Raw genomic sequence first — 12,355 nt, 5'->3', positions numbered from 1 at the left:
GAAGCAGCGGCACATCGACGCCGTTACCTGGAACACGAGGAGGAAACAGTGACCGTCACCGGAATCATCACCGCGCTGATCGTCGGTCTGATCGTGGGCGCGCTCGGCAGGCTGGTGGTCCCCGGCCGCCAGAACATCCCGGTCTGGCTCACGATGGTCATCGGCGTGGTTGCCGCCCTGATCGGCACGTTCATCGCCAACGCCGTGGGCATCGCGACCGACACCCCCGGCGTGGACTGGGGCGAGCTGGTCGTCCAGGTCATCGTGGCCGCCATCGGCGTCGCGCTGGTCGCCGGCTTCGCCGGCCGTGGCCGCCGGGCCCTCTGACCCGCACCCGAAGCTCCCGAAAACCCCCGGCCGTCCGGCCGGGGGTTTTCGTTGTCCACAGGCGTCGTACACATGTGCTATCCACAGGCTGTGGATAGCACATGTGTACGATGCCCGACTCGACCGCGGCCCGCGCCGCCTCGCCCCGCTGGGCATGCCCGCCTCAACCGTCCACACCGTGCTGACCCGCCACGCACTGCACCGCCTGGCGCCTGGCTGGACCGGCCAGCCGATCCGCCGCTACGAACGTGACCGGCCCGGCGAACTGCACTGCAGTCAGGCGGCGGCGGGCTTGCGGAACCGGTGGATCGACAGGGCCAGCGCGATCGGCGCGAGTGTCATCAGCGGCATGATGTACCGGATGTCGATCGCCGACAGGGCCAGCGACATCATCACCAGCGCCACGGAGACCGTGCCGAGGAACACCACGTCCAGGTTCTCCCGGCCGTGCTGGCTGCGGGGCCGGCGCAGTGCCGCGGCGAAGACGAACAGCAGCACGAACACGAAGAGGAAGCCCGGGATCGTGAAGACCGTGCCATACCCGCGCATGGTCTTGTTCTTCCAGTTCGCCGGGTGACCGCCGGCCGCCGCGGCGCCCGGCAGGAAGGGCTTCACCATGAGCGTCGTCGAGCAGGCGTCGCCGGAGCCGGCCGAAGGCATGTTCCACAGGTCGTGGACGCACTCGGTGCGCTGCGGCCCGTGCCAGCCGGGCTGGAACATGTGCAGCGTGTCGGCGAGGACGACCTCGACGTAGTCGAGCGGCTGGGCCAGGATCGCCTTCGTGGCGAAGGACTTGTAGACCTTGTCGTCCTTGTACAGCCGGACCAGGTCGGTCGGGTCGTCGTACCACAGGTAGGAGTCGGGGCCGAGGCGCTGGCCGAGCGGCTCCAGCGGGCACAGGGCCCGCTCCTGCGGGGTGAAGTCGACCTTGTCGCAGTCGACGAAGGTCGTGGTCCGGGCCCACATGTACCGGCCGGTGTAGTCGTTGATCGCGTAGACGCCGTGCTCGTGGTGGAACCAGACCATGTAGCCGGCCAGCGGGATCGCGACGGCGACGGCGAAGGCGAGCACCTGCTTCCAGCCGACCCGGCGCAGCACCAGGTAGGCGAGGACCACGACGATGAGGACCTGGCCGATGGTGCGGGTGAGGCTGGCCGCGGCGAAGAAGCCGCCGGACAGCGCCGCGATCCAGACCGGCAGCCGGTCGCTGCTCCACAGCAGCAGGACCACCGCCGCCAGCAGGAGCACCGAGAAGAGCGTGTCGGACAGCACGTGGTGCTCGACGACCAGCTCGCGGGCGTCGAGCAGGATCGGCGCGGCGGCGAGCGCCGACCAGTGGCGGGCGATGCCGCGGCGGCGCAGCAGGGCGTAGACGACGACGCCCATGCCGAGACCGAGCAGGTGCTGGGTGAGCGCGACCACCGAGGTCCGCTCGAACGGCGCGAGCAGGAACAGGAAGAACGGGTAGCCGAAGGGCCAGATGGGGTCCGTGTCCCAGTTCTTCGCCGCCAGCATGTAGGCGCGGGTGTCGATGAAGTAGCCGAAGGCCGGGTAGTAGGCGACCATCATGCCCACCCGCACCAGGGCGCCGGCGGCGAGCAGCGCGGTGAAGACCTTGTTGGTGCGAATCGCGTGCCACAGCCACCGGACGGCGCCGCCGGCACTGAACCGGCGGCGCGGGGTGGCGGTGGTGCCGGCGGCGACGGGGTCCGTCACCGCCGGCAGCGTGGCTTCATCGGTCGACATCGGCCGTGCTGGCGGCGTCCACCGGGGTCTTCTGCCGGGGGATCACCGGCGCGCTGCGGCCGGTGCCCTTGGCGGCGCCGCCGTCGGAGGTTGACTTCTCCTCGTGGTACTCCTCCTCCACGTTGACCTCCCACACGTCGTGGTTGGTCCCGGAGGCGATGTTCTCCGCGGTGAGCAGCGCCGTCATCATCGAGTGGTCGGCGTTGTTGTAGCGGTGCATGCCGTTGCGGCCGACCGGGTGCACGTTGGTGGTGTTGGCGTCGAGCCAGGCGCGCAGCACCTCGACGTTGCGCTGGTAGGTCTCGTCGTAGGTCGGGTAGGCCTTCGGCATCCGCACGACGTAGCCGACCTCGACCGCGCCCTCCTTGACCAGGCCGAGCCGCTCCAGCTCGGCGGTGGCGAAGGCGACCAGATCGTCGTCGGACTTGACCCACATCTCGTCGTTCTCGAAGACGAAGTACTCCATGCCGAGGCAGGTGCGCCCGTCCTTGACCATGTACGGCGACCAGGAGCCGAAGTTCTGGATCCGGCCGACCTTCACGTGCGGGTCGTGGATGTAGATCCAGTTGTCCGGGAAGGAGAACTCCTGCGGCACGACCAGCGCGACGGTGAGGAAGTCGCGGTAGTGCAGGTCCTTGGCGGCGAGGATCGCGTCGTGGTCGGCGGCCGGCTCCATGGCCAGGACCAGCTCCGACAGCGGCATCGAGGAGATCAGGTGGTCCAGCGGCACCCGCCGCTCGCCCGTGGCGTCGGCGACGTCGACGGCGGTGGCCTTCTTGGTCTCCGGGTCACGGTGGACCGTCTTGACCCAGGTCTGCATGGCGACGGAGCCGCCGAGCTTCTCGACGTGCTCGGTGCACCGCTCCCACATCATGCCGGGGCCGTACTTCGGGTACTGGAACTCCTCGATGAGGCTCGCGATGTCCTTCTGGTTGCGCTTCGGCATGATCGCGTTGATCACGGCGCTGGACAGCGAGAGGTTCTTGATGCGCTGGGCGGCCCAGTCGGCCTGCAGGGCCGTGGCGGGCATGCCCCACACCTTCTCGGTGTAGGTCTTGAAGAAGATCGAGTAGAGGCGCCAGCCGAAACGGGCGGAGACCCAGCCCTCGAAGTGCGACTGGTCCTTCGGCGGGCGGATCCGGGCCGCGGTGTAGGACGCCACGCAGCGCACGGCCTCCCAGACGCCGAGGTTGCGCAGCGCGTTCATGGCCTTCAACGGGTAGTCGAAGAGCTTCCCGCGGTAGTAGATGCGGCTCATGCGCGGGCGCAGCAGGAAGTCCTCGTCGGGCAGGATCTCGTGCCACAGGGCCTCGACCTCGGGCACCTTGGTGAAGAACCGGTGCCCGCCGATGTCGAACCGCCAACCGTCGCGCTCGACGGTCTGGCTGATGCCCCCGACGACCTTGTCGGCCTCGAACACCTGCACCGGCAGGTTCTGCTTCGCCAGGGCGTAAGCGGCGGTGAGACCGGCCGGACCGGCCCCGATGACTACAGTGGTCGGCTTCTCGCCAGACACAATGGCACTCCCTGCCAGCTCGATTACACCCCGTGAAGCGCGCGACGGCCTGGCGGCCAGCACGAACGGCGACACTAAAGGACATGTCGGTGAACGGCAACCTGCCGGACACAAGTTCACTTGCCGGTTACAGTGTCGCCCCGAGCGCTCCACACACGCCCGTCGGACGACTGTGCGTACTTTACAACCCGTTCAGCGGACCGGGCGATGTCGCCGGTCGTCGATCCTTGAAGACCCATACCCTGTACAACAGGTAGTTACTCCCTGTAGTCAGCACGAGTGCGATCGCCTTCGCGACCAGATAGTTCAGGCCGAGGGCCGTGAACGCGGTGACGAGGATGGCGGTCAGCACCCAGTTGACGCAGCCGAGGAACAGGTACTTGCCGAACTGGCCCACCACCGGCGCCTGGCTGCGGAACGACCAGATGCGGTTGAGCGCGAAGTTGCAGAAGAACGCCAGGGTGACCGCGATGAACGCGGCGATCCCCACCGGCACGCCGAGCCCGCCGTGCAGCGCGTACAGCAGGCCGAAGTCGATCCCGGCACTGAGCACGCCGATCACGACGTAGCGGAACGCGCTGTGCTCGACGACGGCGGCGACGCGCCCCCGCCGGACATCGACGGAGTCCATCTCCACGCTCATGGCCGCCAGCGTACGGGCTGCCCGGTCGACGCCGCCGTCCGGCCGAACGGGCGACCCGTCCGGCTCAGGCCGGCTCATGCACGCGGCGTCGCCGGACGCGCACGGTGTGGTAGGTGCAGTACCCGGCGCCGATGAGCACGCCCACGGCGAGCAGCTCGACGCCGGTGCGCAGGCCGGCCGGGACGAACCAGAGCTTCAGCGTGCCCTCGGCCCGCTCCGGCAGGTCGACCTGGATCAGGCCGGCCGGGCCGCGGTCGACGGGCAGGTAGTGCCCGTCGACCGAGGCGTGCCAGCCGGGCCAGGCCAGGGCCGCCACGATGACGCGCCCGCCGCCGCGGTACCGGATCTCCTCGGTCGAGGGCCCGGCCTGGTCGGCGGTGACCGTCAGGCCGGGCGCGGTCCACGAGACGCGGCCGTCCGGGTGCGGCAGCTCGGCGGTGCGGCGGATGACGGTGGCGTACGTGCCGCGGTCCGCGGTCTGCCAGCCGGGTGGCGCCTGCCGCAGGTCGAACGCGTACGGCTGGTCGCGCAGCAGCTCGGGGGTCGGCTTGAGGGTGCCGGGGACCTGGGCGTTGAGCAGCGTCACGGTGCGCAGCCGCAGCAGGTCCGCCAGCGGCACGCCGGTGGCCGGGTCGGTGGCGAAGACCCGCTGGTACGCCTCGTCGCAGACGCTGCCCTCGTACTCCATGCACAGGGCCGCGCCGAACTGCCGGTTGCCCATCCCGGTGTAGGCGTTGAGGGCGTCCATGCCGGCGACGTGGCTGACGTTGCCGAAGAGCACCTCGCGCCAGGCCCTGTCCGGCTGCTTGTCCGCGTTCGGGATCTTGGAGAACGAGTTGGCGACGATGAGCGTGTTGCCGTCGGACCGGTCGGCGAAGTCGGCCCGCAGCTGCGCGACGTCGTGCGGGAACTGCCAGGGCGTGATGTCCCGGTTGCGGGGGAACCAGTTGAGCTGCAGCACCAGCATCATCAACGTCCCCGCGACCAGGGCGGGGGTGACCAGGCGGGCCCGGTGCCGGGCGGCCAGCACGACGGCCAGGACGAGCACCCCGACGACCAGCGCGGCCTCCGCCGCCCGCCGGGCCTGGTCGGGGCGGTCGGCCCAGACCAGGTAGGTGGACAGCAGGATCAGCCCGGCCGAGCCGAGCCCGCGCCGCACCGCGTGGTCGGTGCGCAGGCCGGCGCTGAGCAGCAGCGCGACCGCCAGGATGACGGCGAGGAAGAGGTACTCGATGAGCCGGGCCGGCCAGCGGAACATCCACAGGTTCGACGGCGCGAGGGTCAGCGCCAGGTAGGCCAGGCCGACGGCGAAGATGCCGGCCCGGGCGCGCCCGTCGCGCAGCGCCGACCAGGCGAACCAGGGCAGCAGCGGCACGACGAACCAGGCCAGGTAGGTGATCGGCGTGGTGGCGGGGCCGAACGTGTACAGCCGCGGCACGTAGGTCGGGGCGCTGAGGTTGAGCAGGTGCCCGAGGGACGGCACGAGCTGGCCGGTGTTGAACACTCCGCCGGCCTGGCGGGTGCCGACCGGCTGCATGCCCAGCAGCGGCAGGAAGACGACCGCGGCCATCAGCCCGGCGGCGAGGCCGATGACGGCGACCCCGACCGCCGCCCGCAGCTGCCGGTTGACCAGCCGCTCGATGATGACGGCGGCGACCACGACCACGACGCCGAGCACGCTGTACGGGCTGCCCGAGGTGGTGGTCAGGCCGGCGACGACCAGCGGCACGACCGGGTGCAGGCGGCCGCGGGCGTACCGGCGCAGCGTCCACCAGGTGTGCGTGGTGAGCGTGAAGGCGATGAGGTTGGTGATCCAGGCCTGCGCGTCCCAGAACAGCGTGTAACCGCTGAACGGCAGCGCGATCGCGGCGACCGCGGCGGCGTTGCGCCCGGCACCGTACTCCCGGGCCAGCAGGTAGACCCCGGCGGCGAGCAGGACCAGGAACTCGGTCTTGATCAGGATCGCGGCGACGGCGAGGTCCGGCAGCAGCGCGACGAGCACGGCGTTGGCCATGGTCAGCGGGTTGAACAGGCCGAACTGCGCCTCGCCGGCGAAGTTGCCGCCGAGCCAGGTGTCGACGTCCAGCAGGGGCAGCCGGCCCTGCAGCAGCTGCTCGCCGATCAGGCGCCAGCCCGGGATGATCACCGAGGACGTGTCGTCGTAGTAGTAGAAAAGGTGCGTCTTGAGCACCGGCAGCTGCGCGGCGAACGCGACGACGACCGCGACGACGCCGAGTCCGAGGAGGTCGGCGCGGCGGCGGGCGGCGCGTTCGGGCGCGGGGCGGGACTCGGCCACGGGCTGGTCCACGAGCAGTTCCTGCACGGTGCGGGCACTCCTAAGTCGGGGCGCCCCGGAGTCTAGTCAGAACCCGGCCGGCCCATCGCCCTCCGCCCGGACGGCGGTTCCGCCCGGCCGGTGCGGGGGTCGCGTCCTCCGCGACCCCGCGTTACTGTGTGCTCGCATTGCCAGACGAGAGGTCCTCACGTGTTGTCCGTGGTCGTACCGTGCTTCAACGAAGCCGAGACACTTGTCCGACTGCACGACCGGATCACCGCCGAGGTCGCCGCGGCAGGCGAGACCTGTGAGCTGATCTACGTCGATGACGGCAGCTCCGACGACACCCTGGCCATCCTGCGCAAGCTGGCCGCCAACGACGACCGCGTCCGGTATGTCGCCTTCAGCCGGAACTTCGGCAAGGAAGCGGCGATGTACGCGGGGCTGCGCCACGCCGTCGGCGACGCCGTGGTCATCATGGACGCCGACCTGCAGCACCCGCCGGAGCTGATCTCGCAGCTGGTGGCGATGTGGCACACCGGCATCGACCAGGTCGTCGCCCGCCGCAACCGGGCCGGCGACCCGGCCACCAGGACGTTCCTGAGCAAGGCGTTCTACCGGCTGGTGAACCGCTGGATCGAGGTCCGCCTGGTCGACGGCGCCGGCGACTTCCGGCTCATCTCGCGGCCGGTGGTCGACGCGATCCTGGCCATGCCGGAGTACAACCGCTTCTCCAAGGCGATGTTCGCCTGGGTGGGCTTCGACGTCGCCTACATCGAGTACCAGAACGTGTCCCGCCAGGGCGGCGCCACCTCGTGGACGTTCCCGAAGCTGGTCAACTACGCGATGGACGGCCTGCTGTCGTTCAACAACCGGCCGCTGCGCCTGGCGATCTACCTGGGCCTGTTCATGTCCTCGATCGCCGTCGCGTACATGCTGTGGATCATCGGAGTGAGCGTCGTCAGCGGCGTGGACTCCCCCGGCTACACCACGTTGCTGACCGCGATCGTCGGCCTCGGCGGTCTGCAGATGATCGTCGTCGGCGTGATCGGCGAGTACGTCGGCCGCATCTACTACGAGGTGAAACGCCGCCCGCACTTCCTGTTGAAGGAGGCGCACCTGCCGCGGGCCGCCATGACCGAGGAGCGAGAGGCGTGGCCGGTGCTCAACCCGCTTCCAAGTCAGCGCCAGTCCTCCGAGGTCGTCGACCCCACCGCCTGAGCCCGGCCGCGCGCGGCGGAGCCACGCTCGCCGTCGCCGCGGCCCTGGTGCTCGGCGGCGCGATCGTGGCCGCCGATGACGACGACCCGTCCCCGCCCGCGACGGTGCGCGACGGGCGGGCCCGCTTCCAGGTGCTGTCCCCGACGCTGATCCGGATGGAGTACGCCCCGGACGGCCGGTTCGAGGACCGCCCTACGTTCAACGCGGTCAACCGTGACCTGCCGGCGCCCGCGTACACCACCGACGTCGAGGGCGGCGAGCGGGTCATCCGCACCGGCCGGCTGACGCTGCGGTACCGGCTGAACTCCGGACCCTTCAGCGAGCGGAACGTGACCGTCGAACCCCGCGACGGCGAGGCCGCGCACCCGGTGTGGCGGCTGGCCGGCGAGTGCGGCTTCGGGGTGCCGTGCGAGGCCGAGCTGCTGCGGCTGTCCGGCGGCGCGGCCCTCGCCGACGACCAGCGGGGTTCGACCGGGCCCGGGTTCGTGGACGGGATGGACGGCACGGTCGCCTGGACGCAGCGCGGCGTGCCGGCCGCCGGCCCGCGGCGGGTCGCGTTCCGCTACGCCAACGGCACCACCGAGACGCAGGCGGCGCTGGTGACCGCCGGCGACACCAGGGTGCGGGTGGACCTGCCGCCGACCGGCTCCTGGGACGACTGGGCGGAGGCGGGCGCGGTCCTGACGCTGCCCGCCGGCGGCGGCAACCTGTCGGTCGGGTGCGCGGAGCAGGGCCTGTGCGCGTTCAACGTCGACAGCGTGGCGGTCACCGCGACCGGGGTGCCGTACCCGCCGATGCCCGACGCGGCGCACAGCGCGGCGAACCTGGGCGGCTGGCGGCGCAGCCTCGACTACGCCGACGGCCCGCGGCCGCTGTTCGACGGCCTGCTCAGCCGGGACGGCTGGTTCCTGCTCAACGACTCCGCGACGGCCCTGGCCGACGGGAAGCCGCGGCCGGCCCGCAACAGCTCCCAGAACGGCTACCAGGACGGCTACCTCTTCGGGTACGGCCAGGACTACCGGCAGGCGCTCAAGGACCTGCGGGACCTGACCGGACCGGCGGTGACGCTGCCGCGCTGGGCGTTCGGCACCTGGTTCTCGCGCTACTACCCGTACAAGGACGCCGACTACCGCGACGACATCCTGCCCGCGTTCCGGAAGTACGGCGTGCCGCTGGACGTGCTGGTCGTGGACACCGACTTCAAGTCGCCCCACTTCTGGAACGGCTGGGGCTGGAACCCGCAGCTGTTCCCCGACCCGGAGGGGTTCCTGGGCTGGGCGACCGGTGAGGGGCTGCGGGTCGCGCTGAACATCCATCCGAGCATCCGCGCCGACGACCCGCGCTACGCCGAGGTGACCGCGACCGTCGGCCACGAGCTGCCGGAGGGTGCCTGCGAGGCGGGCAACCCGTGCCGGGTGTTCGACTTCAGCGACCCGGTGCAGCTGCGGGCGTACTTCGACCTGCACCGGCCGTTCGACGCGCTCGCCCCGATCGTGTGGTGGCCGGACACGTGCTGCGACTCCAGCGTGGCGACCACGCCCGGCATCTCCCCCGACAGCTGGATCAACGCCCAGTACGCGGCGTACATCGACGGGCAGGGACGGCGCGGGTTCTCCTGGAACCGCAGCGGCAGCGGCTTCACCGTGTACGGCGAGAGCGCGGTCTATCCGGCCGGGCCGTGGGCGGATCACCGGTACACGGTCGACACCAGCATGGACACCACGTCGACGTGGGAGCTGCTGGCGTTCGCGGCGCGCTACACCGTGCTGCGGGGCGCGATCGGCATGCCCTACGAGTCGCACGACATCGGCGGGCACAACTACCCGAAGAACGGCAACCGGCTGCCGCCGGACCTGTACGCGCGGTGGGTGCAGTTCGGCGCGTTCCAGCCGGTGCTGCGGCTGCACTCCAACCACGGCTACCGGCTGCCGTGGGACTACCCGCAGCCGGCCCGCGACGCGGCGGTGAAGTTCCTGCGGCTGCGCGAGGCGCTGGTGCCTTACACGTACACGCTGGCGCGCCAGGCGCGCGACACGGGGCTGCCGATGGCGCGCGGCATGTTCCTGAACTACCCGGGCTTCCAGGAGGCGTACGACTTCACGTCGCAGTACCTGTTCGGCGACGACCTGCTGGTCGCCCCGGTGACCGGGCCGGGCACGGACGGCGTGCGGACCCAGGTGTGGTTCCCGCCGGGGACGTGGACGGACTGGTTCACCGGCCGCTCGTACACCGGCCCGAAGGTCGAGACGATCACCACGGACCTCGGCACGATGCCGGTGTTCCAGCGGGCCGGCGGGATCCTGCCGACCCGCACCGACGACGTGCCGGCGGTGGACGCCTCGCCCCTGGACAAGGTCACGCTCGACGTGGCGACCGGCGCGGACGGCGAGTTCCGGCTGTACGAGGACGCCGGCGAGGGCCACGGCGACCGGGCCGGCGAGCTCGCCTGGACGACGGTGCGCTACAGCACGGCCGGCGGCGTGACCATCGGCGCCCGGGACGGCACGTTCCCCGGCGCGGTGGCGACCCGCGCGTGGACGGTCCGCCTGCACGCGGTGGACGCCGCGCCCGCGCGGGTGCTGCTCAACGGCGCCGAGATGGACGGCGGGGCCTGGTCGTTCGACGCGGACACCCGCACCGTGACGATCCAGACCCCGCCGTTGCCGACCGGGACCCCGCAGCGGGTCAGCGTTGCTTGAGCGGCTCGCCGTCCGGCACCAGGTTCGCCATCGGTGACGCGCTGCCAGTGACGGCGTAGCTGCCGGTGACGCCGATCGCGTTGCCGATCGGCGCCTCGATCGTCGCCGGCAGGGCCAGCTTGCCGCCGAGGACGACGCCGTAGTAGATGCTGCCGGAGGCGTCGGACAGGTAGTTGGCGACCGGGCCGTACAGGGCGTCGGGGTCGGTCAGCAGCAGCGGGCCGTCGGTGCCGCCGATCATCGCGCCGCCGGTGAGGGCGTCCTGCCAGCCGCGGTTGGTGGAGATCGCCACGTTCCTCGGCGCGACGAAGAACTGCCGGGCCAGGGCGACCGCGGTGTCCTTCTCATTGGCGCCGACGAGGCTGGTGTAGGTGAAGTTGCCCCACGCCGGCAGCTGCCCGGTGGCCGCGGCCTTGCGCAGTGCCGCGTCGCCGGGCCCTCCGGCGGTCACGACCGTCGGGCCGGGCCCGATGCTGTTCATGTACTCGGCGGACACGGCCGGCATGGTGCCGCCGTCGGAGAGCACGACGACGGTGCCGGGGTTGGCGCCCGCGGCCGCGCCTGCGGCGAGGGCGTCGTAGTAGTTGGCGCCGGTGGTGACGATGACCGCCGTCGGGTCGGTGGTGATCTCCTTGTTGATCGCGACCGCGGTGGCGTAGTGGTTGGCGCCCCAGATCCGGTGCACGGTGTAGCCGAGGCCCTTGAGCTGGTCCTCGATGCCCTGCGGCAGGGCCAGGACGCCGCCGAGCAGGTAGATGTCACCGCTGGCGCCGAGCACTCGCTGGATCTCGCCGACGACGCGCGGCTCCACGGTGCTGCCGGGCGCGGTGATCAGCAGCGGGCCACCCTTGTTGATCGCGAGCGCGGAGCCGACGAGGGCGTCGAGGTAGGTGTCGCTGCGCGACAGGACGACCGCGCCGGCCTGGCCGTCGCCGAAGTTGCGCTTCGCGGTGGCGATCGCGGTCAGGATGCCGTCGTCACCCCAGACCCGCTGGACGATGTTGGTCTGCACGGCCTGCGCGGCGACGACGCCGTGGCCCTCCACGAGAGGGGCGATCGTCTTCGCGGCGACGTTGACGGTCCTGACCATGACCGGCGTGACGCTCTGCATGGCGGGCGCGACGAGGATGTTCAGGCCGTCCGGCGACCAGGCGATCGAGCCGACCTCCGGCGCCGGGAGCGTGACGATCTTCTGCTTGCCGGAGCCGTCGAGGTTGGCGGTCCACAGCTCGGCGTCGCCGGCGCCCGGGGTGCTGGACGGCACCACGTAGGCGAACTTGGTGAAGTTCGGGTCGACGTCGGGCAGCGTCGCGTTGGCGATGAGCAGCGACGGGGTCTGCTGCACCGGGGTGAAGCGGTAGATCGCGGGCGCGCCGCCGTTCTGCCGGCGCACGAAGAACAGGATGTCGTAGTCGTCGCCGCCGCCGTCGCGGGTCATCGAGACCGACGGCATCGTGTCCTGGATGGTCGCCGGGTCCGGGTTCTCATTGATCGGCTTCTCGTAGCGCGAGCCGTCGCTGGAGGCGATGAAGAGCTTGCCGTCGCGGCTGAAGTAGACGGCGTCGCCGGTCGGGTTCCACACCGGGTCCCGGTCCACCGGGTTGGTGGTGATCGTGACCTGCCGGCCGCCGTCCTGCCGGACGGACTTGATGCCGCCGCCGGGCGCGACGAAGGCGAGGCGGGAGCCGTCCGGCGACCACTTCCCGCTCGTGCCCTCGGCGATCGTCTTGCCACCGGTGCCGTCGGGATTCGCGATCATGATGCTGGTGCCGACGTTGTACGTAATCTTGCCGACCGCCCCGCCGTGGGTGGCCTCGGCGCCGACGGCCGTGGCCGCGACGATCCCGGCGGTGACGGCACCGATGGCGTACCGCCGGATGTGTCTCGGACGCTTCATGCCAGTCCTCACATGGGGGAACAGTCGTGGG

At 71.1% G+C, this 12,355-nt stretch carries 8 protein-coding genes and 1 pseudogene; 4 read left to right on the top strand and 5 right to left on the bottom strand.

Annotation, left to right across the window (positions count from 1 at the left end):
• Nucleotides 1–48: 48 nt before the first annotated feature.
• Together OP18_RS40555 and OP18_RS58060 are read left to right on the top strand one after the other, a co-directional pair.
• Entirely contained in the window at nucleotides 49–327 is a 279-nt protein-coding gene (locus OP18_RS40555; protein WP_033364513.1) for a GlsB/YeaQ/YmgE family stress response membrane protein, read from the top strand.
• Nucleotides 328–454: 127 nt separating this feature from the next.
• A pseudogene (locus OP18_RS58060) lies at nucleotides 455–595 on the top strand (IS481 family transposase); the annotation flags it as partial.
• Between the two features lie 8 nt (nucleotides 596–603).
• Here the strand turns inward: OP18_RS58060 and OP18_RS58055 are convergent.
• From OP18_RS58055 to OP18_RS40535, 4 genes are all read right to left on the bottom strand, one after another.
• Nucleotides 604–2,073 (bottom strand): hypothetical protein, encoded by a 1,470-nt coding sequence (locus OP18_RS58055; protein WP_052388070.1) that lies wholly within the window; start codon nucleotides 2,071–2,073, stop codon nucleotides 604–606.
• Entirely contained in the window at nucleotides 2,060–3,589 is a 1,530-nt protein-coding gene (locus tag OP18_RS40545; RefSeq protein WP_211273831.1) for an NAD(P)/FAD-dependent oxidoreductase, read from the bottom strand. Before OP18_RS40545 ends, OP18_RS58055 begins: the two co-directional genes overlap by 14 nt.
• Nucleotides 3,590–3,770: 181 nt before the next feature.
• Complete coding sequence (locus OP18_RS56050; RefSeq protein WP_052388069.1) at nucleotides 3,771–4,232, bottom strand: GtrA family protein; 462 nt, start codon at nucleotides 4,230–4,232, stop codon at nucleotides 3,771–3,773.
• Nucleotides 4,233–4,296: 64 nt separating this feature from the next.
• Nucleotides 4,297–6,555: a hypothetical protein gene (locus tag OP18_RS40535; protein WP_052388068.1), complete on the bottom strand. Its 2,259-nt coding sequence runs from the start codon at nucleotides 6,553–6,555 to the stop codon at nucleotides 4,297–4,299.
• 162 nt (nucleotides 6,556–6,717) lie between these two features.
• Between OP18_RS40535 and OP18_RS40530 the strand changes: the two genes are divergently transcribed.
• Both OP18_RS40530 and OP18_RS40525 read left to right on the top strand, forming a co-directional pair.
• Nucleotides 6,718–7,728, top strand: coding sequence for a glycosyltransferase family 2 protein (locus OP18_RS40530; protein WP_081971536.1), 1,011 nt, complete (start codon nucleotides 6,718–6,720; stop codon nucleotides 7,726–7,728).
• A 65-nt stretch (nucleotides 7,729–7,793) separates the two neighbouring features.
• Entirely contained in the window at nucleotides 7,794–10,427 is a 2,634-nt protein-coding gene (locus OP18_RS40525; RefSeq protein ID WP_156090135.1) for a TIM-barrel domain-containing protein, read from the top strand.
• Here the strand turns inward: OP18_RS40525 and OP18_RS40520 are convergent.
• Nucleotides 10,414–12,324, bottom strand: a complete 1,911-nt coding sequence (locus tag OP18_RS40520) for a cell wall-binding repeat-containing protein (RefSeq protein ID WP_033364512.1) — start codon at nucleotides 12,322–12,324, stop codon at nucleotides 10,414–10,416. The two genes, OP18_RS40525 and OP18_RS40520, sit on opposite strands and share 14 nt — an antisense overlap.
• Between the last annotated feature and the right edge of the window lie 31 nt (nucleotides 12,325–12,355).

It is taken from the genome of Dactylosporangium aurantiacum (genome assembly GCF_000716715.1).
Lineage (GTDB): Bacteria > Actinomycetota > Actinomycetes > Mycobacteriales > Micromonosporaceae > Dactylosporangium > Dactylosporangium aurantiacum.
The sequence above is the reverse complement of the archived record's forward strand: the minus strand, read 5'-3'. Positions and strand labels throughout refer to the sequence as shown.

Coding starts and splice junctions, on each gene's coding strand:
- OP18_RS58055 (WP_052388070.1), bottom strand. CDS start 2,073: ATGTCGACCGATGAAGCCACGCTGCCGGCGGTGACGGACCCCGTCGCC.
- OP18_RS56050 (WP_052388069.1), bottom strand. CDS start 4,232: ATGAGCGTGGAGATGGACTCCGTCGATGTCCGGCGGGGGCGCGTCGCC.
- OP18_RS40520 (WP_033364512.1), bottom strand. CDS start 12,324: ATGAAGCGTCCGAGACACATCCGGCGGTACGCCATCGGTGCCGTCACC.